The organism is Mucilaginibacter sp. BGA-UO-ETr-C110, from assembly GCF_059567985.1.
This window is the reverse complement of record NZ_JCAQPB010000002.1, coordinates 1,076,309-1,097,826: the sequence shown is the minus strand read 5'-3', so window position 1 is coordinate 1,097,826 and position 21,518 is coordinate 1,076,309. Positions and strand designations below refer to the sequence as shown.

15 protein-coding genes are annotated in these 21,518 nt (G+C 39.7%); 1 reads left to right on the top strand and 14 read right to left on the bottom strand.

The window, feature by feature from the left end; translation table 11 throughout:
- Window positions 1-328 precede the first annotated feature (328 nt).
- The 14 genes from AC57BQ_RS05930 to uxuA all read right to left on the bottom strand — a co-directional run bounded on the left by AC57BQ_RS05930 (window position 329) and on the right by uxuA (window position 20,313).
- Complete coding sequence (locus tag AC57BQ_RS05930; RefSeq protein WP_496405390.1) at window positions 329-1,630, bottom strand: DUF5690 family protein; 1,302 nt, start codon at window positions 1,628-1,630, stop codon at window positions 329-331.
- A 26-nt stretch (window positions 1,631-1,656) separates the two neighbouring features.
- Complete coding sequence (locus AC57BQ_RS05925) at window positions 1,657-2,817, bottom strand: TIGR03364 family FAD-dependent oxidoreductase (RefSeq protein WP_496405389.1); 1,161 nt, start codon at window positions 2,815-2,817, stop codon at window positions 1,657-1,659.
- A gap of 7 nt (window positions 2,818-2,824) precedes the next feature.
- Entirely contained in the window at window positions 2,825-4,273 is a 1,449-nt protein-coding gene (gene phnY / locus AC57BQ_RS05920; RefSeq protein ID WP_496405388.1) for a phosphonoacetaldehyde dehydrogenase, read from the bottom strand.
- A 59-nt stretch (window positions 4,274-4,332) separates the two neighbouring features.
- Window positions 4,333-5,574 (bottom strand): phosphonoacetate hydrolase, encoded by a 1,242-nt coding sequence (gene phnA, locus AC57BQ_RS05915; RefSeq protein ID WP_496405387.1) that lies wholly within the window; start codon window positions 5,572-5,574, stop codon window positions 4,333-4,335.
- Between the two features lie 337 nt (window positions 5,575-5,911).
- On the bottom strand, window positions 5,912-7,426 hold the full coding sequence (locus AC57BQ_RS05910) for a SusD/RagB family nutrient-binding outer membrane lipoprotein (protein ID WP_496405386.1): 1,515 nt from the start codon (window positions 7,424-7,426) through the stop codon (window positions 5,912-5,914).
- 19 nt (window positions 7,427-7,445) lie between these two features.
- Window positions 7,446-10,595 (bottom strand): SusC/RagA family TonB-linked outer membrane protein, encoded by a 3,150-nt coding sequence (locus tag AC57BQ_RS05905; protein WP_496405385.1) that lies wholly within the window; start codon window positions 10,593-10,595, stop codon window positions 7,446-7,448.
- 568 nt (window positions 10,596-11,163) lie between these two features.
- A complete protein-coding gene (locus AC57BQ_RS05900) occupies window positions 11,164-11,745 on the bottom strand; it encodes a helix-turn-helix domain-containing protein (RefSeq protein ID WP_496405384.1) in 582 nt (193 codons plus the stop codon).
- A 341-nt stretch (window positions 11,746-12,086) separates the two neighbouring features.
- Window positions 12,087-12,974, bottom strand: coding sequence for an alkaline phosphatase family protein (locus AC57BQ_RS05895; RefSeq protein WP_496405383.1), 888 nt, complete (start codon window positions 12,972-12,974; stop codon window positions 12,087-12,089).
- 19 nt (window positions 12,975-12,993) lie between these two features.
- Window positions 12,994-13,968, bottom strand: coding sequence for a metallophosphoesterase family protein (locus AC57BQ_RS05890; RefSeq protein ID WP_496405382.1), 975 nt, complete (start codon window positions 13,966-13,968; stop codon window positions 12,994-12,996).
- A gap of 24 nt (window positions 13,969-13,992) precedes the next feature.
- Window positions 13,993-15,462, bottom strand: coding sequence for an alpha-L-fucosidase (locus tag AC57BQ_RS05885; RefSeq protein ID WP_496405381.1), 1,470 nt, complete (start codon window positions 15,460-15,462; stop codon window positions 13,993-13,995).
- 19 nt (window positions 15,463-15,481) lie between these two features.
- Window positions 15,482-16,579 carry an alkaline phosphatase family protein gene (locus AC57BQ_RS05880; protein ID WP_496405380.1) on the bottom strand — a complete coding sequence of 366 codons (1,098 nt, stop codon included), beginning with the start codon at window positions 16,577-16,579 and terminating at the stop codon, window positions 15,482-15,484.
- Between the two features lie 26 nt (window positions 16,580-16,605).
- The gene (locus AC57BQ_RS05875) at window positions 16,606-17,532 is read right to left on the bottom strand and encodes a metallophosphoesterase family protein (RefSeq protein ID WP_496405379.1); all 927 of its coding nucleotides are present in this window, start codon (window positions 17,530-17,532) and stop codon (window positions 16,606-16,608) included.
- A gap of 362 nt (window positions 17,533-17,894) precedes the next feature.
- Window positions 17,895-18,926, bottom strand: coding sequence for a glycoside hydrolase family 43 protein (locus AC57BQ_RS05870; protein ID WP_496405378.1), 1,032 nt, complete (start codon window positions 18,924-18,926; stop codon window positions 17,895-17,897).
- 184 nt (window positions 18,927-19,110) lie between these two features.
- Window positions 19,111-20,313, bottom strand: coding sequence for a mannonate dehydratase (gene uxuA / locus AC57BQ_RS05865; protein ID WP_496405377.1), 1,203 nt, complete (start codon window positions 20,311-20,313; stop codon window positions 19,111-19,113).
- A 170-nt stretch (window positions 20,314-20,483) separates the two neighbouring features.
- On the opposite strand from uxuA, the gene AC57BQ_RS05860 reads away from it, so the two are divergent.
- Window positions 20,484-21,515, top strand: coding sequence for a LacI family DNA-binding transcriptional regulator (locus AC57BQ_RS05860; protein WP_496405376.1), 1,032 nt, complete (start codon window positions 20,484-20,486; stop codon window positions 21,513-21,515).
- The last annotated feature ends 3 nt before the right edge of the window (window positions 21,516-21,518 follow it).

Here is a 21,518-nt window from a genome sequence, read left to right as displayed (position 1 = left end):
AGTTACATGTTACAAACATTCCAAGTCTCTTCCTTGCTTTTTCTGGATAAATTTGATAAAGAACAGGTGGTTGACAAATATATAATTAATTCTATAATATCTATAGATTATGTAGTTTATTATGAAACATCAATGCAATTGCCATTAATGACCTTTCGACTCAACAGATTCAAGTATTAAAGAGAAAAGGGCTATTTATACCCGAATAGCATCATTTTAGACGATAAACATACAAAAGTATTTATAACTGAATATTTCAATAAAACGTCCTTTCGATTTTATTGAAATATGTCGTCTCCGTATGAAAATCAAAAAATGCTGTGATAAATCAAACGCTCTTGTCCAATGCACCGGTGACCAAACCCTTGATGCCGAGCTTTCGGTTAAAGAATATCGCTACAAGCACCAATAATATAATACATACAATGGTAAGCAGATAGCTAAATTGCATAAGGACTTTAACCCAGCTTAAATTCTTCATGAAAAATTCTTTGTAAAGCAACAAGCCAACGCTACCCAAATAACCAACAGAATCACATATATAAACAAAGAATCCGGCATTAGCTTTTACTTTAAATAAAGCGATCATCCGTTCAAACAAAACAACCTGAATTGGCGTGTAGGCTAAAAACATGCCCATACCTACCAGGAGCATCCACCAAAATGGGCTTAGTATATGCAGGTGAAAAAGCAAGGTGCTCCCCCCACTCAACAACAAACCCAAGGCTATCAAATATTGCGTCCCCCAGAAACCTTTAATATTGTTGCGGGTGAATGAAAGACAGCCGATAGCCATCAATACAATAACTCCGGAAATAGCTTCGGTTATAGAAAAAACAGCCTTATCCCAGTGCGGGTCTATTTCATTCCATATTTCTACTGAGAAATTATCCCTAAAATCCCGCATGGTGGTTAATATGGTATATACCAATCCGATACCTATTATCCCTATTCCATACTCTTTTAAAACACTGCGCTTATCGTCTCTGGTCATGGCTACACGTTCAACCCGCAGTAGCTTATCAGTTTCCGTAGGATCTGGTATTACCGATAACATCCATACAAACGTTAGAAATAAGGGCATAAAGATGAGACCTATAACACCCGGCATCCAAAACTCAGGAATGGAAGGCAACCATCCATGAATCATAAAGTAAACCGTTTTTAAAATACCTGATGATACAATAAGACTTATGCTTAGCCCCATAGCCAGCATTTCGGTAAAGCGGCGGCCTTCGAGATAACTGAAAACAATTCCCCATACCATCCCCAGTGGTAAGCCATTCAGGAATAAAAAAGAGAAGTTATAAGGATACGGAACCAGGCCGAATAAAATGAGGGATAGTTCGGCAAAAACAATGAGTTTAATAATAAGCTTTACCCTACCCGAGGCTTTAAGCTCTGAGATAATCTTAATACCAATGAACTTTGATACCATGTAACCCAGCACCTGGGCGATGATCAAAACAGCTTTATAGTCTATATCCCAAAGCACCAAACCAGTGTACGTGCCACTCGTAAATGGCTTGCGGAAAGCATACATACAGAAATAAGTGCCAAAAGCCGCCAGCATACACCAGCATATGAAGAAAATTTTTGATTGGGCAAGCAGCTTATTTATTTGCTTCATATGATGGCGATAAAACTGACTAATGATCAATGATATATTTCATGTATGCTGGCTTCGGCATATCCACCGGCGCAGGTCATTCCTTTACCACCGATGGCCGTACGGATATGTATCCGGCTTTCTATATCCAGCTCCACCACGTGTTTGCTGTTATGTTGAGGATAAACACCGGCCCATGTGGATGCTATTTTGCTTACATCAAAGCCCACAATATTCTGGGCCTCTTTTAACATCAATTGATTTATATGATTATTAATGTCAAAACTCAGATCGTCGGAATGATTTACATCTGCATACTCGTGCGAATCGCCAATAATGATTGATCCATCCACAGCTTTTTTAAACAGGATGTGTACACCCCATTTTTTTAATTCAGCATAATGTTCGGGAGTTGTCAGTTGGGCAAATGAAGGGCATTCCTGGAATGATTCGTACCTGCGGATAGACAATCCGGTTAATATATTCCCTTCTAACTGCACCTCCGGCATCGGAACCGTTCGCATCATTTGTAATTTACACAAGATGATACCGCTATTTTTAAAATGATCGGCAAAGAGCAATTTGTATTCACCACCATTACATATGACAACCTTATCAGCGGTAAATTTTTGCTTTGTTGAGGTTGTCACTTCCACGTGATCTCCGATAACCTCGCAATCAACAACAGCTGTAGCTGGTTTATATGTGAGCTGCGGATATTTCGCTATAGCATATTTAATTAAACGATAGATGAGCTTATCCGGCTCCACACTTAATTCCTGCGGAAAGAATATCCCGCCCTTACAATACTGATCATTCAGAGCTGGCCATTTAGTAAGACAATCTTTTGCCGACAGTAACTCTGCCTGATAGCCAAAAGTATCCATCCGCTCTTTTAATTCATGTGCCAGTTGCAATTCTTCCGGATCAGACGCCAGGTAAACACTACCATTATTACGCACGCTGATATCAAATTCCTGCTGGATCTCTTTATAAAGCTCTGCGGTTTTGATAGCATAAGGAAGCCAGTCTGAAGACATGCCCGAGGTTACTACCTGGCCAAAGTTTCTAACCGTTGCGCTTATCGGGTACTGATCTTTTTCGGTCAGCAGTACTTTTTTCCCTAAACGTGCAGCATGCAGGGCATGAAATGTACCCAGTATACCAGAGCCAATTACAATTAAATCGTATGTTGATGAGTTATTCATAATGATTTTACCAGGGCATTGAAAATGTTTTTACAGTAGTGAAGCACTTAATTGCTTCTATCACGCCTTCCTTTATTCCAAGGCCGGAGTCTTTAACACCACCAAAAGGCGAACTCTCTATCCTATAACCAGGGACTTCATTAATATTGACCGTACCTACTTTTAATTCCTTCACAAAGCGGATAGCATGATCCATATTAGTAGTAACCACACCAGATGATAAACCAAATGCGGTAGAGTTTGATAAAGAGATCGCATCATCAATATCTGTAAAAGTAAGAATGGGTGCCAAAGGTCCAAAGGATTCCTGAACAACCATTTGTGCATCCCGCGGAACATCCACGATCACGGTAGGCTGTAACAAAGCCCCCTTGCGTTTACCTCCCAATAAAACCCTGGCCCCGCGGGCAACCGCTTTATCGACCACGCTTTCCAGGTATATGGCCGATTGCTCGTCAATCACCGTCCCTACCCTGGTTTCAGGATCAGCCGGGTCTCCACAAGTATACTCTTTGGTTTTTTCAACAAAGCGTTCGGTAAATTCTTTGGCTATATTTTCCTGTACCAGGATACGTTTTACAGCCGTACAACGCTGTCCTGAGTTTCGGAAAGAACCTTCCGCTGCCAGCGTAACAGCCAGCTCAAGATCTGCATCTTCTAATACGATCAAAGGATCATTACCGCCGAGCTCCAGGATCACCTTTTTATACCCTGCAGTTTGCGCGATCTTCTTCCCTACAGCTACACTGCCGGTAAACGACACCAGCTCAACCCGCGGATCCTGAACCAACGCTTCGGCAACATCTTTGGTATCGCCTAAAAGAACACTCAGCATATATGTAGGTAACCCAGCCTCATACAAAAGTTCCACAAAGCGAATGGCTGTTAACGGTGTTTTTTCTGAGGGCTTTAATATAACCGGGGTTCCAGCCGCTAAAGCCGGGGCAATTTTATGGGCTACCTGGTTTAATGGGTGGTTAAATGGTGTAATAGCCACAGCCAGTTTTAAGGGCTCTCGCAGTGTAAATATCTTCCGCTGTTTACCGTTTGGAGATATATCACAGGAAAACACCTGTCCGTCATCCTTCAAACATTCTATAGAAGCAAACAACAACACATCGTGCGCGCGACCGATCTCGTACCGGGCTTCGGTAATACATAAACCCGACTCGGCAGTGATCAGTTGTGCAAATTCCTCTTTTCTTTCCAACAACATCATCCTGGTTTTATCCAGAACACTATATCTTTCGTAACGGGTTAATGCCTTGCCGCCTTTCAAGGCTATATCAATGGCAGCCTGGGTATCATTTACCCCTGCCATTTCCACCGTACCTACAAGCTTTCCGTTATACGGATTATTAACCGCTAATGTCTTCTCTGACGATACCGGTTCACCCGCTATGAGCGAGGCCAATTTTAACGTATTTTCAGTAGTTAACAACGTTTCTTCTTTCATCGTACTCTTAAAAGTTCATGCACATGTTACTGCGCCTATTCCTATTTTTGCACCGCGAATTAATGGGTGCCATTAACTGCAAAATCAAACACATCAAAATTGCGTGGATCACCCTGTGCCTTCATCTTGTACACACTATTTAATGGGTGCGAAACTACCAAAGGCACCATTTCTTCGTACCTGCCGCCATGCGAGCGCAAGGTTCCGTCCAGCGCTTTCAGATCATGATCAGCAGCTGTTTTTCCAACCACAACGTCGCGGGCCGATAATACAAACAGATCACCTGTCCTGTCGACGGGTTGCTCCAAGATCCGGCAGCCCGTTTCTTTATCATACACTTCGGTAATACCCGGTTGTTGTGCCAGCCAGTTTTTTACTTCATTGATATTCGAATTATTTTCCACGTGCACAGCTACATAGGAACCTAACGCGCCGTGATGCTTTACATAAGGATCAGTTATCGGGCAAATAACCCGGAAACCGGTACCAAATTTTTCAGTAAGCATCGTTTCAATAAACAATACGTTTGGCGAACCGTCTTCTTTTACTTTGGCATTCATGCCATGATCGGCTGTTGCGCCAATGATAGCCCCCAGTTCAAGCATTTTACCCAATTCAACATCCTGTGCCTCGTAGAATGCCAGGGATTCTTCTGTATCAGGAGCATAGGTATGCTGCATATAATCTGTTAACGACAGGTATAGAAAATCGGCCATACCCTGCTCTATCAACGCAACACCGGCCCGTAAAACAAACAGACTGGCTTCGGCACTATAAATAACCGGTGTTTTATGTCCGATAACTTTTTCGGCATTTTCGATACCATGTGTTTCCAGTTTTGCCTGATCAGCCTTCTCGGCTGAAAAAGCAATACCTCTCAATTTATAGGAAAGAATATCACGCAATTTTTCTTTAGCGGTTACCACGGCTACCTTACGCCCTGCATTTGCTGCCGCGGCCAGCAAAGTATCGGCCCGGAGGTATTCTGATGAGTTCATCATCACCTCTTGATCCTTTTGAACGTCATAAAAAAAGTTACCACAGATACCATGTACCGCCGGACTAACCCCGGTTACAATAGATGAGTTATTGACGTTGGTAAAAGATGGCAAAGCTCCCCGCACCATTCCACGATAGCCTTGTAATGCCATTTTTTTAAGGTTAGGCATGCGATCATGGGCCAGGGTGGCATCCAGATATTCATCGGCCGAGCCATCCATGCAGATAACGACTATAGGTTTTGCAGGTGGCGTATATGTTTTACCGTTGGCCGAGAAAGACGTTGTTGAGATGGTATTCATTATGTATTTTTTATAATATCAGATTTAATTTATCAATTGAATGGTAAAAAAGGGCCGTAACCGCTACGGCCCCAAACAAACACATTAATCAACTTTACCAGTATTCCAAAACCGCAATTGAAGCCAAAATTCACTTACAATTATTGTTTAGTATTTATATTCAAATATAGCGTTATTTTATAATAAAGTAAACAAATACTAAACTTTTTGAAAATATTTTTATCTTCCTTACATAAGCCACAAAAGACCAAATACAATCAATAACTGTTGTTTACCAATACTAAAGATTTAAGGGCCGCATCCCTGCGGCCCTTAATTAGCCAATCAACAGGACTCTTTATTTTATCTGCCAGGTAACACCATTTTGTGTATCAGCACCACTAAACTGGCTCTGAATAGCTGCTTTTACATTTACAGTATTCGTAGTATACTCGCCAGTTGGGTAGGCCCAGCGCGTAGGGATTAAATTATTGTTGGCATTTTGCGGGCCTACATCAAATTTAGGCACTCCCGTTCTGCGGTAGTTGTAATAGGCTTCTTTTCCGGAATTCTCAAAAAAAGCGACATACTTTTGCTCCAATATCTGTGTAAGCCCGGTCGGTGTGTTTCCCGAATAGGTGTTTTGTGCTTGAAATGTACTGATCGCAGCACTATTTACACCATAAAATTTCATAGATTCTGCAATGCCCTGATTATAATAAGTAGCAGCGTCTCCCGGGATCCATCCCCTGTTTATCGCCTCAGCAATGCTGAAATTTGTTTCGGATGCTCCTGTGTATACATAAGGAATACCAGATGGACTGGCTTCCCAATAAGAAAAGTTTATCTCACTCAACAAACCTGCTATAGACTGTGTTTTTTGAGTAGATTGCAGATCACCCGTTTTTGCACCACGGAAAGAGGTAAATTCGGTTGCATAGTTTGGATCACCGCTTGCTCTGGCAGAATCTGTAGGCAGGGCAATCACAAAAATCCGGGGATCTTTTGTTTTTTTAATAATATCAACATAAGTAGACCCCAGAGTATTTCTCAAATCCTTGTATAAAACTACGCCATTGCTTGGCCACAAAGGATAGTTATTAGATACATCCGAAGTGTTATATACTAATTGAAAATTATCGGCATTGGTTAATATTAATGGATATTGCGATGGATTATTGATTATGCTGGCGAATTGCTGTTTAATATTTAAATCTGGTGCATCATCGGCTCTTTTACTTAAGCTGATCAGTACCCGTAAACGGAAGGAATTTATCAACTTTTGCCATTTAGAAAGATTACCACCATAAAAGAAATCACCATCAACTGTTGCATTATTTTTTACTAAAGGCGCTATCTGGTTATTAGCGTCATCCAGCAATTTTAAACACTGCACATAAACATCATGCTGACTATCATACTTCGGTGTAAAAATTTTACTGGTTGCTCCGTTCAGTGCCTCACTCATGGGAACATCACCAAACATGGTAGTTAAATTGACAAAAAAGTAAGCTCTGAAAAACTTGGCAAGAGCCAGGTAAGGCGCGGCTGCTGCTCCATTTTTTTGTGCTTCTATTTCCAGGCGACCAACATTTTGCAGATAAGTATAATTAGTATAGCTACCTGTTATCCAATCATAATACTGCCCTCCGTAATATGGCTCGTTCAATACCATAAATTGGTTATTCCGCTGATCTTGCCCCCAGGGACCCTCAGATTGCACAAGATCCAATAAAATGCCTGTAAACACCAACTTTGGTGGCGCGTTTACAATAGCCGAGGGATCTTTTCGTAAATCATCAAACTTTTTGCATGACAATTGGGCCATACTTAAAATAAGTAATAAAAGGCCTGTTATATTTCTTGCTTTCATGTTGTTGCTTATTAATATCTTAAAATGTGGCGTTTAAATTCAAGCCGATGCTTTTAACCGTTGGTGTTTGCAGATTGGTTGAGCTGGAGGTGAACTGATCCAGATCCATATTTTGCGTACCTTTTCCTGTGAAATACAATAAATTCCGAGCTACAAAAGAAATACTCGCGGTTCTTATAAATTTGGTACGATCAAGCAGGTTTTTCGAAAAATTATAGCTCAATATAACCTCCCTGAGCTTAACGTATGTGGCACTTCTGGTAATTTCATAATCTGATGTATAAAAATTACTCGCCCAGTTTTCATAAAGAACCGGCACATTATTAGGGGCAAAAACTCGTGTGTCCGAAATCACTTTTCCATCCTGGTCGGTACTTAAAAGACCGCTTACGATCTTCTGGCCATTGGTCATTACAGTACCTTTCCAGGCCGAATTATTGCGATTATTCCAGTCGGCCAAACGTTGCGGCGAATCTGAACCTGGCGCTACGCCTGCCTGCCATTGTTTATAGTCGACATAATTTTGAACCTTACCACCAAAACGCCCGTCTAACTGAAAGCTCAGACTGAAAGCTTTATATTTGAATGTGTTATTAATACCGGCAACAAATTTATTGTCTGTATAGCCTGCTTTAGTTTGATAGGGATTGTATGCTGGCAATCCGTTAGATTTTACAATAATATTCCCCTGGGCATCTCTTTGAAAATCATAAATATAATAGCTGTCTGCCCGGTCGCCTAATTTTATCATACCGTTACGAGTCTGTACACCATCTATCTTATCCAGCCATTTATGATTAAAAGCCCAGTTACCCGCTATGTTCCATGAAAAATTTGCTGTTTTTATTGGCGTTCCGTCAATAGTCAGCTCCGCCCCTTTACGGGTATAGGTATAGGCGTTCTGCTGGTAAGAGGTAACTCCGGAGGTAGGTGATTCAGCAACATTTACAATTCCCGGCCCTTCTATATTATGAAAATAGGCGGCATCAAAACCTAAACGATTATTTAAAAAACGGGCCTCTAAACCTACCTCAGATGTCTTTACACGAGCCGCTTGTATGTCCCCGTTATAAAGCGTACTGCTATAATTAACGCCGGTATTATTATTCCACCGGAGGGAGTTTGTTGTATACGTAGGTATCTGTTTATAAATATCATACTGATTATTTTCATCCACTACGTCGCGGGCAATATTGGCATAAGATCCTCTTACCTTTAAATAAGATATAGCTTTGGGTAAGTGTATAAACTCAGATAATATAACGCTTAAAGAAGCCGAGGGATAAAAATAAGTATCATGACTTGCCGGTAATGTAGAAGATTTATCAAAACGCCCGGTTAAATTCAGGTAAACATAAGTTTTGTAATTCAGATCGATCAAACCATATGCACTATTCACCTGGCGCTGGGCAAAATAATTTTTAGGAACAGAGGGCAAAACAGAGTTGCTCAAAGTATATACACCCGGCACCAGTAAGCCGCCATTTGTACTGGCATCGGTTTCCTGAACATTAACTGTACGTATATTGGCAAAAACCGATGTTTTATATCCAAATGACCTGAACTTATCGGCGTAACTTAAAGAAGCCTGCGTATTGTTTTCCCAAAATTTAGAATTTTGGTTTATGTAACCACCAATCTGATTATAACTGCCATATTGGTAAAAATTTCCTGAAACCGGAATATTCACAGCATAATTTTTGGACCAGGTACTTACATCGGTGCGCAAGTTAAATTTGAGTTTATCGGTTATGTCATAATCCATCTGTACATGCCCGTATAGGTCGTCCTTTTTATAGATCTGCAAATTTTCATAGGCTACAAACCAGGGGTTATTATAGATAGTATATTCGTTTGAGTATTGCTGAATACCTACTTTACCAGGCTGCCAGTAGTTTCGCAGATCCCGCACATCGTAATTCGCACTACCCCAAACCGTCATCAAATAAACGGGACTCGCTGGGCCATACCCAGAAACCGGATAGTTTGGTGAAATCTGTCTGTCGTAATTAATACCTGCTTCAAATCTTACTTTTTTGCTTGCATTTATTGTTCCGTTAACAGAAAAGTTTGTAATATTTAGTTGTGTATTCGGTATAGTACCTCGCTGGTAAATATCAGAAACCGACATCCTCAGATTACCAAGATCGCTCTGCGTAGCAATTGCCACGTTATTGGTGCTTATTAATCCGTTTTGCAAAAAATTCGCAAGATTGTTCTTCCCCCTCGCCAGCCAGGGTATAGGCACCAGTTCACCGGTTTTGGGATCAACGGGACTATTATATTGCGGGATCAGCTGACCTTCAAATCTGGGTCCCCAAATAAAGTAATCATTATCATTGGTACCACCGCCTTTACCATCTTTAAACGCATAATCAAAATTATCGCCGGGGCCATAACTGGTTTGTATTTTGGGTATGGCATTATATCCAAGCTGTAACTGCGTGCTGGAATTAAATTCGACAGATAATGCTTTTTGTTTAGAACCTGTCCCTTTCTTGGTTGTAATGATGATGGCGCCATTAGCCCCCCTGCTACCATATAAAGCGGCAGCATTTGCACCTTTTAATACGGAATAGCTTTCAATATCATCCCCGCTCAGATTCCATGAATCTGTACTGATCGGTGTGCCATCTACCACAAAAAGTACACCTGTTTGACCACGAAGAGAAATTCCCGGATTTCCAAAAAGATTCGAACTTGGTGTAACCAGTAAACCCGCGACTTTTCCGGTTAATGAGATAACAGGATTTGGCTCCCTGGCTTTGGTTAATGCATCCCCTTTTACTTCCTGGATTGCATAACCCACCGCTCTTTTATCTTTTTTGATACCAAGAGCTGTAACCACTACTTCATTGAGGTTTTTGGAATCAGTCTTCAACAAAACAGTTAGGGAACCTTTACCTTCAATTTTTACCAACTGGGTTAGATATCCGAGCGATTTAAACTCCAAAATATCTCCGGTATTTGCCGCGATTCTGAATCCGCCCTTTAAATCACACGCGGTACTCTTCCCTGTTGATTTATTGCTTACAACCGCTCCTGGAACAGGCCCTGACTGATCAGAAACTTTTCCTTCAATCGTACTTTGAGCATGAACTACACCCAAAGTCAGCAACCATACTACTACCAGGAGCAGGCCGTGCTTTAATAAGTAAAAATTCTTCATTTCTAAATAGTTTAAATTTCAGTTTTTGTTTAGTATTTGTACAATTATAATCATTATTTGTAAACAAAAAGTAAAGAAATATTAAACTTTTTCTCATGAAAAATTATTTCAGCAGGAACTAAATCGTTTTGCAAGCACGTTTGTTGATAATTTACAAAACAAACATATACAACTGTAAATTAATGAATTATGAATAAAAAATTCACACAAACGTTTGCGTAAATTATCATCAAGCCATCAGAATGCTTATTTAACAACTACTAAACAATTGATTAATTGTTTATAAATACTAAATAAACACTGAATTGAAAAAATCAAGAAATTTTCACCACTTTTTAGATAAAATACATCATACTAAATGCAGTAAATTATAGCTTTGAGAGTACTTTTTTTTTAAAAAAAGCAGGTATTGAAGATATAGTAGATACAGACTGGGCGGAATAATGACTGAAATAGCCGCCAAAATTTGCGACTTTTTACCTACAGCTTAGGGGTAGAGTTATAGAAAAAGGCCCATATTTAAATACGGGCCTTTTCTTATATAGTTTGATTGTTGATTAGAGTGTTATCAATCGTTCGAGATAAAATAATAAACTACCAGCATAATAGCTTCAGAATCGCCAATATTAGATAGATTGTGCCCCAGGCGCCCGTCAAAGAAGATAGAATCCCCTTCTTCTAAAATATAGCTTTTATCTTCTATCAGATACTCAATTCTTCCTTTGATCAGGTACTTGTATTCAAAGGCATCGGTAACCACTATTTTATTCCGGCGGGCACCTTTTTTTAACTCTAACAGCACAAAGTCAACCGGGCCACCTTGTATGTTGCGCGTGAGCATCCGCTGATAACTAAAGCCCTTAGAGGCCTCTTTTTGTATTGGGCTATATTCTGATGAGCGAATAACGAATACTTTTTCCTGATGGCCTTTGGAAGAGAGGTCTTTAAAAAACTCGGTCAGGTCTAAATTCAGTGATTGAACGATATTCATTAATACCGGAAGCGAGGGTATAGTACGGTTATTTTCAATCTGAGATATTAACCCTTTACTTACACCAGCCTTATCAGCCAGTTCCTGAATGGTTATACGTTTGTCTTTTCTTATTTCTTTTAAACGGTAGCTGATCTTCAGGATAATATCGTCTTGCATAGTTATTACTTTCGATCAAAAGTAATCAAAATTTTACTATGATACTCGTTACGCTATACAGGAAAGGGGGCAAACGCATCCAAATTTATTTTGACCGATTTAACCCTGCAACTTATTCAAATGGCAACACAGGCAATTCAGGCGAAATTAAAAAAAAATCAATAATGAGTCTGGAAAATCATGGTTTACACTGTAAACCGTTTTTTCATGACAAAATAAAAGTAATTAATTGATTACAAGCTAATTAAATAAGTGTAAACCATAAAAAGTGTAAACCATGTTAACCCACTTTTTAGCAAAATGGTGCCCGTTCAAACAGTATGCGCTATGAAGCGGCTCGCTTAATTAAACCCATCAGTTACAGGCTTTCCGCGCCAGCTTTGTGGCATTTTCAATCCAAACACCCAGGCTATGGTAGCGGCTGTATCGTAGGTAATGATCACATCTTTTATTTCGTGATTCTTTTTAATGCCTGGGCCGTTTATTATCCAGGGTATCTGTATCTCATCCAATGATTTGCCACCATGCCCTTTATTGATCCCCCCGTGATCGGCTGTTACAATAATAATGGTTTCGTTTTCTATGCCTGCATCTTTCACAGCCTGAACAATTTTACCGATCCGGATATCTACCTTTTGCAACTCTTCATAATAGGCCGGAGTGCGATGCCCTATATTATGCCCCACTCCATCTGGCTGACTAACGTGGATGAATGTAAAAAGAGGCTTTTCTCTTTTAATGACACTCACGGTTGTATCAACACAAAAATCATCTCCTGCATCACCACCTGGTATTACTATATTGATAGCATCTTTTTCAATCAATGGCGCAATGCCACCCCAGCTATAAATCGCCGCAGTTTTCGCTCCGGGTTTCTGATCGCGGATAACACTAAAGATAGTTGGGAAGATTCCATATTTAGTGGTTTCAACGGATGGAATTTCAGGGACTTTACTATTCCATTCTGTATAGCCATGTTCTGTTATCCCGGCCCCCATTAACATAGATGCCCAATTATCGGCACTTGAAGATGGCATTACGCACCTTGCTTTTAATGACCATGAACCCGTTTCCATCAAATGTTTTAAGTTGGGCATTTTAGCGTCTGGCACTGCATAAGCGCCAAAACCGTCGCAACCTATCAGCACTATGTGTTTTACATGTTTAACCTGGGCATTCAACTGTAAAGCAGAGCCTAATAAACAAAAGGCAATAAGTAATCTTTTCATTTAGAGTTATGGTTAATATTTATGAATTTATTTTGATCTTCCTGTCGGAAATAAAAGGCACTATTGGATAGATATAGTCAATCAGATTAACGCCTAATTTCTCTGGAGACGATCCAACAAAAACCGATTGCCTACCTTTTATATTGATCGTTCCTTTCTGATCTATCTCCACCATAGCCCATAGCGGGTCTTTATAGGGTACTGTATATTTTACTGCAGGCTTAGCTTTGTCAATAGCTTCTGAATAGCGGATCTCTTTGTATTTATCACCCAGCCATTGGTACGAGGCACTATTTATCTGTACATAGTATATACCATTAATTTGATTATAGTAATCCTGATGATGATGTCCGCTTAGCACTAATATCACCTTGTGCTTATTCTTCTGATTGGCTTGTTCAAGTGTATAACGCATTAGAGTACCGTTTTCAAGTCCGCCGGCATCATTATCCAAACCCTGATGGCAAAATACGATGGTGGGTAATGTAGTTTCATCCAGATCTCTTTTTAACCACTCCAATTGGGTTACCGAAATAAAACGGGCATATCCAGGCGACCTGTCTGGTGATGAATTATGTTCATTCCCATCCAAAACCACAAAGTGAAAGCCATTGGTATCAAAAGAATAGTATTTCGCCTTTGCCTTCCAGAATTCAACCACCTGATCACGGGTGTAACCACCATCGGTATCGTGATTGCCAATTACATGATATTTTGGCCCTTGAAATCTGTTCCAAACATCCATCAATGGGAGGTTGTCCTTTTTAGGAAAGCAAAGATCCCCCATCTGAATAATAAAATCTGGCCCCTCGGTATTCATTTCATCAATAAATGCTGATAAACGATCCATCCCATCGTATATCAAATCATGGTGCAGGTCGGCAATAACACCAAACCTGATCTTTTTATTAGAGGTTTGCAATTTCGGGTAACGGGCCAGTAGCAGTACGCCGCCGGCAAGGCCGCTTTTTGCTATAAATTCTTTTCTGTCCATATATATTGATATCAATAATCTTATTTACAGTATACTTATCGCATAAGCATATTGGCTTTTATATTTTTCCGGGTTAAAATCTGGAAAAGTCAATACCACATTTTTGCCCTGTTGTTTCCATTTAATAGCTCCATTGGTCTCCAAGATCCGGATTGTAGCTCCTGGTTTTAACTTCATATCTTTTATTATAAAATGATTGTTAACCGGCCATTTTGGCAAAATGGCAAATACTGCCTTTGTGATTGGATTGGTGGTGAAGAAACATTCTTTTACAGCATAGCCCGAGTCGGGATCAACAGTTAGCTTGAGCATAAAATCACCGTTTGCCTTAAAATCGCCTTCGGTTCTTTTGGGTTTATAGTCTCTTTTACCTTCGCTCCATTGACATGGCCTTATCCATTTACGGGTGTTATAGATAGCTTTTCCATTCCTATGGAGCCAGTCGCCCATTTGTAACAACCGTTCCTGCATAATAGGTGGAATTTTGCCTGAAGCATCAGGCCCAATATCAAGCAACAGATTTCCACCCCGGCTTACCAGGTCACTTAATAGCAAGACCAAAACCTGCGGCGAATTGTAATCCCAGGCATCCTCCATTTTGTTATAGCTGTATGAAAAGCCAATGCCTCTACTTTCCTCAAAATAATGATCGCCAAATTCCATGTCAGGCTGATATTCGGGCGTATAGACACTTCCATGCTTAAATCTTATACCTTTCCCATAGCGGTCATAAGTAACTATATCTTTTTTCACAGCACTTTCATTATATAACCAGCTCAAAAATTCGGTGGCATGCCAGGTAGTATCGCTATCCTCCCAATCGCCATCTGTCCAGAAAACCGCTGGTTTATACCGTTGTATCAGGTCTTTTGCCTGAGGAATTGCATGCTGCAATGCATACTGCTCGGGATTTGATTTATACAATGGGTTAAACCATTCATACCATGAAAAATATACACCAGCCTTTACGGAGGTTTTATGCAAGGCAGTAAAAAGGTCGCCCAAAAGGTCCCGTTTCGGTCCCACATCCACTGCAGTCCAGGGAAGACCCCAAACCTCATTAGCGTATTTATTTGGCCACCAACAAAACCCATCATGATGTTTAGCTACCGGAATCACATATTTAGCTCCCGATTTTTCAATAAGCTGAGCCCATTCATCGGGGTTAAACAATTCGGCTTTAAAGTCTTTTGCCAAATCATAATAGGTTTTATCTCCAAATACTTGTTTATGGTATTTGGCCACATCTCCATTAAAAGCTTTCGTTTGTAACCAATATTGGTACCATTCGGCGTATTGGCCTTTTGGTGCATATGCCGGAACAGAATAGACGCCCCAGGTAATAAAAATACCGAACTTGGCATCCTTGAACCATTCCGGAACAGGACGTTTGTCAAGACTATTCCAATTGGCCTTATATCCCTGTGCGTTTACCATAACAGGTAATATCAAGACTATTAAGGCAACATGGATAAAAAGCGCTTTTAATTTCATGTTTTATTATTGGGTTGATTTATTTCACAACACTATTTATCACATCACCGATAGGATTTGCGGATGTAAAATTAAATCCCAATAATTTGGCAATGGTTTTTGCATACTGATCCTGATAGATCTGTCCGTTATTTTTCACCTCACCCAATGGTTTTATTTTAGATCCAATAGCCATTAACCAGGTATCATTGGCATGTGGAATACTTGCACCGTGGCTTGTCCACTGCTTTCCCTCACCTCTCCCATGATCCGGCATCACTACGATGGTGGTATTGTTTTTATAAAAGGGATCTTTTTGTATGTAGTTCCACAAACTATTGATCATCGCGTCAATATTATGGATGGCATCCAAATAAAGATCATAATTCCCGCCGTGCGCGTGATCGTCTGTATCAGCCAGATCAAGGTAAACAACCTTTGGATGTTTGGCCATAATATATGATTTGGCCAAGGCATAGGTAGTAGCATCCAAACGCTCTCCATCACCCCATATTTGAGGCTCATAATGTTGAACTTCATTGGCCAATTTTTCAGCCTCTGTAAGATCACTCCCTTTGATTTCTTCAAACGGGTTATTAACCATTAAACCATTACGGTTACGATTAATGATCCGAGCTACAGCATCCCATGATGCAAAAGCTACAACTTTACCTTTATATCCTTTTTGCTGATCAATAAATTCCAATACATTCTTGTTGGGATTGTCAGGATAATCGTTGGAGTTCACTTTAGGATCCGCGTAACCTGTTAAATTTTCGTTTCGCCCAGGGTACGAAAACCAATATGGATTTTTAACATTTACCAGACTGCCTAAATCACGGTTGCCATACAGTTGGCCGTCTTTTGCAAAAACACTCCATACAAAAGGCATTAGCTTAGCTCTTCGTTCCTGTTGATCTTCGCTCCAATATTTTTTTATTCGTTGGATAGAATCCTGGGAATTATACTTTTTGTTTAGGATCAGCGCTTTCTCAGCACCCTGGAAAACCTCATGCCAGCGCAAGCCATCTATGGATACAATAATAATATTTCCGGTCTTGTCGGAAGTAGCTTTCTGGGCAAAAACAGTTATGCCAGTTAGCATTAAAACGAGTAATGAGAAGGATAGCTTTTTCATTTCAATTAGGTTTATATTTTCAATTATCAGGCCTCGTATTTAATGTATTGATCATCAAAACTGCCGTCACTATACAAGTTTAATAGGGAGTATCCCGGCACCGTTTGTTTATAGGAGCTCTTACCATCATCACCGGGCTCCCACCAAAAACCACTGATTGCTCCATTACATAAATAACTTACATCATTGTACCACACTTTGTCTAACAAGTGAATATGCCCGCTCAGGCAGATTTTAATATTCTTATTTTTATTAAACACATCAATAAACTTCATAATATCCAGATGATTATAACTACCACTCACTTTAAACGGGCCAATAAAATCGGGTTTATTATCGGTGATACCGGTGCAGCTTAAAAGTGGGTAGTGTGACATGATTAACGTGGGTTTGCCGTTGTTGGCCTGCACATCCTTTACAAACCAGTTCCATTGATCATCATCAAGCATACCCGGGCTTTTTGGGTGGTTACTATCCAACATAATAAAATGCCACCCGTTTTTATCGAAGCTATAATAGCTGTTATTTAAACCCAGCATTTTAAGCACCCCTGGTTTGCCGAAGAGCTCATCCCCTTTACCCTGCCACCACATATCATGATTTCCAAGAACACTATACATTGGAACTTCTTTAATTAAGGATACGCTATCTTTCCAACAGTTCCATAATTCAACCACACGCTCCTTCTTAATATCGTCGTAATCGGCTGCATATATGGAATCTCCACCGTTCAGAATTAAATCAACCTTATCTTTTTTGATCATTTCTAAACATTTTTTAAAACGGGCTACAGCATTATACTCAGGCCGTATATGCACATCGGTAATGTGCGCTATTTTCAAAACCTTTTTCTTTTTTTGCTCTGGATTAGTTGATGATGCTACAACAACGTTGCTTAACGCCGCGGCTCCGGTAGCCAGTCCGATCTTTTTGATTAGATCCCGTCTTTTCATATGGTGTGCCTTACTAAATGTTTGGTTTATTAATGTCAAATATAAATACTAAACAGTAAGTTTACAAATACTACACAAGATTAATCTATTCTGGTAATTTATTTAACATTGGTAAACTTTCGCTCGCATAAGCTTTATACTTCAAAAGCACAGTTATCAAAAAAGCAGCTTCAAGAAGCTGCTTTTAGAGAATTCATCATTATTGATTTTGGATAGTATTGATAAGATTATAGCTCCCGGCTATATAATGAGGATAATAAACATCTATATGGGTTTATTATTGAAGAATATATCGATAACTAAACTTAATGAAACACTATTATAGCTCCAATGGTCGATAAGCTACATTATGAAAAGCACTTTTAAGGTTTTGATGTAAAAGGATCAATCAGCTTAATTGAACCATCCGCATTATGTTGTAACGCTGTTACTTTTACATTTCTTAGATGTGTTTTTCCTGATAGTTCTGTATCATGATAAAAAATGTACCATTTTCCTTTAAATTCAATAATAGAATGATGTGTTGTCCAACCTTGTACTGGTTTCATAAAGATGCCTTTGTAAACAAATGGGCCCCATGGATTATTCCCTATCGCATAGGCCAGAAAATGAGTATCTCCTGTTGAATAGGTGAAATAGTACTTCCCATGGTATTTATGCATCCATGATCCTTCAAAGAAACGCCGGTTATGATCATTAGTTTTTAAAGGCTTACCCAGGCTATCTACAATTATCACATCTCTTATTTTCCCGGAAAATTCCACCATGTTATCTTTCAACTTTACTACTTTACAACTTAAAGCAGGTTCGTCATCATGCATTAGATCTGTTTTTGAACCATTAGTATCATATTTTCCTGTGGCCCAGCGTTGCAATTGCCCACCCCAAATACCACCAAAGTACATATAAGTGCTACCATCAGTATCAGTAAATACAGCCGGATCAATGCTAAAACTACCGGGAATTGGACGAGGCTGCGCCTTAAATGGCCCCGCTGGATTTTTTGACATGGCCACGCCTATTCTGAATACATCATACTTGTCTTTAACCGGGAAATACAAATAATAAATTCCATTTTTGTAGGCTGCGTCTGGCGCCCATAATTGTCGGCCTGCCCAGGGAATACTTTTGATATCTAACGCGATGCCGTGATCGGTTACCGGCCCATCTATTTTATCCATTGATAAAATATGATAATCCTTCATGGCAAAATGATCCCCATTATCATTCTCAGGTATACCGGCATCGATATCGTGTGATGGATATATATATATTTTTCCATTAAAAACATGTGCCGATGGATCAGCTGTATATATCGACTTAATAAGAGGGGATGAAAGATACTTTTGCCTGGTTCCTGGATTATCTTGTGCCTGTACCCTGTATGTATGCATCACACCTAATGTTAATAATAAGATATAGATCTTTTTTCTTGAAATAGTTTGCCTGCGCATGATGAGTAAAATTTGAAATTCCCTATCGGGAATACGGTTTACATTAATTTTATGCAATCGATTGTAAATATAAAAACCTTTATCAATTTTGCAAAAAAACCGCATGTTATTTGCGCGGATTCATTTATTCTTTTGCTGTCAGCAACGTTCTTTTAATACCCAGTTCGAGCCCTCTTAATTCAGCAAGTCCTTTCAACCTACCAATTACTGAATATCCGGGATAGGTACTGTAATTACAATCGTCCAATATCTTGTGCCCGTGATCAGGACGCATAGGAATAGCGATATCTTCCCTGCCTGCTTTTTCTCTTTGTATCTGTTCATGAACAATACTTTTCATCACCTGATACATATCTGTACTACCAGCTAAATGTTCGGCTTCGTAAAAACTACCATCAGTCTCCCGTTCAACATTCCGGAGATGCAAAAAGTGAATATGCTGCCCTAATCGTGCAATAATACCCGGTATATCATTGTCCACTCTCGCTCCTAATGAACCTGTGCATAAAGTTATCCCATTACTAACAGAGGGACAGGAATTTACAATGCCGCGCAAATCACTTTCTGTAGAAGCAACCCTTGGCAGTCCAAGTATCGAAAATGGCGGATCATCTGGATGAATACACATCTTGATACCGGCTTCTTCCGCAGATGGGATAATGGCGCGTAAAAAATAAAACAGGTTGTTTTTTAAGGCTATGCTATCTATTTCGTGATATTTTTTCAGATACTCTTTAAATTGTCCAACGGTAAATACCTCATCAGTCCCAGGTAAACCCGCAAGGATAGTGTTAGTTAGCAGTTCTTTTTCTTGACCGCTTAAATTATCCAGGTATTTTTTTGCCGCCACCTGCTGCGCTGATGAAAATTCTTTAAAAGCCCCCTCACGTTCAAGGATATAAAGATCAAATGCCGCCAGTGCTGATGCCTCATATCGCAACGCTGATGCATTATTGGCAAGGTTGTAATCAAGATGAGTGCGTGTCCAATCTAACACGGGCATAAAATTGTAGCAAACAATATTAATTCCGGCATTTGCAATATTTTTCAGTGTAGTTATATAATTTTCAATGTATCTCTCCCGCTCGGACTGTCCCAACTTAATACTCTCATGAATATTTACACTCTCCACTACCGACCACCTGAAACCAGCCTTCTTTATCATATCATTACGCCTATTGATCTCAGTCAGGTTCCATACGTCACCACATGGTACATGATGCAAAGCCGAAACAATACCAACTGCACCGGTTTGCTTGATAGCCTGCAAGCTTACAGGATCTGATGGGCCAAACCATCTGAAAGTTTGTTCTAAATCAGGAATCATACTTGTTATTTATAGGGTTGATCAAAAGTATTCTCTTTAGTTTTAAGTCTCTTCTAAAGACTAAGACATCATAAAGCAAATGTAATATTTGTGCAATCGATTGTATAATTTTTTTACAGCATCGCATTAATTTTCTATATTTATCAATCTTTACAAAAACCATATACTACATGACCGGCGGCGAAAAAGAAATAACCATTTACGATATTGCCGATAAATTGCATATCTCCGCTGCTACAGTGAGCAGGGCCCTTAAGGATCATCCACGGGTTAGTAAAAAAACTAAAAAGCTAGTTATTAAAACAGCGACCGAAATGGGTTACCGATCTAATTCATTTGCCAGTAATTTACGCCGTAAAAGCAGCAATATCATTGGCTTGATAGTACCCAGACTAAACAGCAATTTTATGGCAGATGTAATTGCCGGTATGGAGAAAGTTCTGAATAACAATAACTATAACCTGATCATCAGCCAATCGTTGGAAACCGTACAAAAGGAGATCAGTAATGCCAATGCCATGTTGGTTAACCGGGTTGACGGGCTGTTGGTTTCACTGGCTTATGACACCACCAATATTGACCATTTTGAACCTTTTATAAAACGAAATATACCTGTGATATTTTTCGACCGGATTTTTGACCACGACGGATGCCCGCAAATATATATTGACAATTACAAGGCAGCTTATGAGATTACCACGCATTTAATAAAACAAGGTTGTAAACGTATAGTACATATTTCAGCGAGTCAGCTGCGTAAAGTTTATGCCGAAAGATTTGCAGGCTATAAAAAGGCATTGGAAGACAACAATATCAAATTTGAGACGGACCTGGTTATCATTAATGACCTAAGCAGCGAGGCCGGTATTACATCAGCGCAGCAAATATTAAAAATGCATCCTCTGCCCGATGGTGTTTTTTCGGCTAATGATAATTGCGCGATAACCTGTATGCAAACATTGAAAAAAGAAGGTATAGCGATCCCGGAGGATATCGCCTTTGCCGGCTTTAATAATGATCCATCGGCCGTAGTGGTTGAACCTAATTTGACTACCGTAAATTATAAAGGCTACGAAATGGGCGAAGTAGCCGCCAAATTAATGATAGATAACCTTATCAATAAGGACGTTTTTCATCCGGCTCACAGCTTGATATTAAGATCAGAGATGATTATCCGGGGGTCGTCTCTTCGAAGGCTATAAGCC

What these genes read in the sequence shown, in the direction of transcription:
- AC57BQ_RS05925 (WP_496405389.1), bottom strand. Translation starts at nt 2,817, where the DNA reads ATGAATAACTCATCAACATACGATTTAATTGTAATTGGCTCTGGTATA.
- uxuA (WP_496405377.1), bottom strand. Translation starts at nt 20,313, where the DNA reads ATGATTCCTGATTTAGAACAAACTTTCAGATGGTTTGGCCCATCAGAT.
- phnY (WP_496405388.1), bottom strand. Translation starts at nt 4,273, where the DNA reads ATGAAAGAAGAAACGTTGTTAACTACTGAAAATACGTTAAAATTGGCC.
- AC57BQ_RS05895 (WP_496405383.1), bottom strand. Translation starts at nt 12,974, where the DNA reads ATGAAAAGATTACTTATTGCCTTTTGTTTATTAGGCTCTGCTTTACAG.
- AC57BQ_RS05875 (WP_496405379.1), bottom strand. Translation starts at nt 17,532, where the DNA reads ATGAAAAGACGGGATCTAATCAAAAAGATCGGACTGGCTACCGGAGCC.
- AC57BQ_RS05905 (WP_496405385.1), bottom strand. Translation starts at nt 10,595, where the DNA reads ATGAAGAATTTTTACTTATTAAAGCACGGCCTGCTCCTGGTAGTAGTA.
- AC57BQ_RS05860 (WP_496405376.1), top strand. Translation starts at nt 20,484, where the DNA reads ATGACCGGCGGCGAAAAAGAAATAACCATTTACGATATTGCCGATAAA.
- AC57BQ_RS05890 (WP_496405382.1), bottom strand. Translation starts at nt 13,968, where the DNA reads ATGGACAGAAAAGAATTTATAGCAAAAAGCGGCCTTGCCGGCGGCGTA.
- phnA (WP_496405387.1), bottom strand. Translation starts at nt 5,574, where the DNA reads ATGAATACCATCTCAACAACGTCTTTCTCGGCCAACGGTAAAACATAT.
- AC57BQ_RS05930 (WP_496405390.1), bottom strand. Translation starts at nt 1,630, where the DNA reads ATGAAGCAAATAAATAAGCTGCTTGCCCAATCAAAAATTTTCTTCATA.
- AC57BQ_RS05880 (WP_496405380.1), bottom strand. Translation starts at nt 16,579, where the DNA reads ATGAAAAAGCTATCCTTCTCATTACTCGTTTTAATGCTAACTGGCATA.
- AC57BQ_RS05870 (WP_496405378.1), bottom strand. Translation starts at nt 18,926, where the DNA reads ATGCATACATACAGGGTACAGGCACAAGATAATCCAGGAACCAGGCAA.
- AC57BQ_RS05910 (WP_496405386.1), bottom strand. Translation starts at nt 7,426, where the DNA reads ATGAAAGCAAGAAATATAACAGGCCTTTTATTACTTATTTTAAGTATG.
- AC57BQ_RS05900 (WP_496405384.1), bottom strand. Translation starts at nt 11,745, where the DNA reads ATGCAAGACGATATTATCCTGAAGATCAGCTACCGTTTAAAAGAAATA.
- AC57BQ_RS05885 (WP_496405381.1), bottom strand. Translation starts at nt 15,462, where the DNA reads ATGAAATTAAAAGCGCTTTTTATCCATGTTGCCTTAATAGTCTTGATA.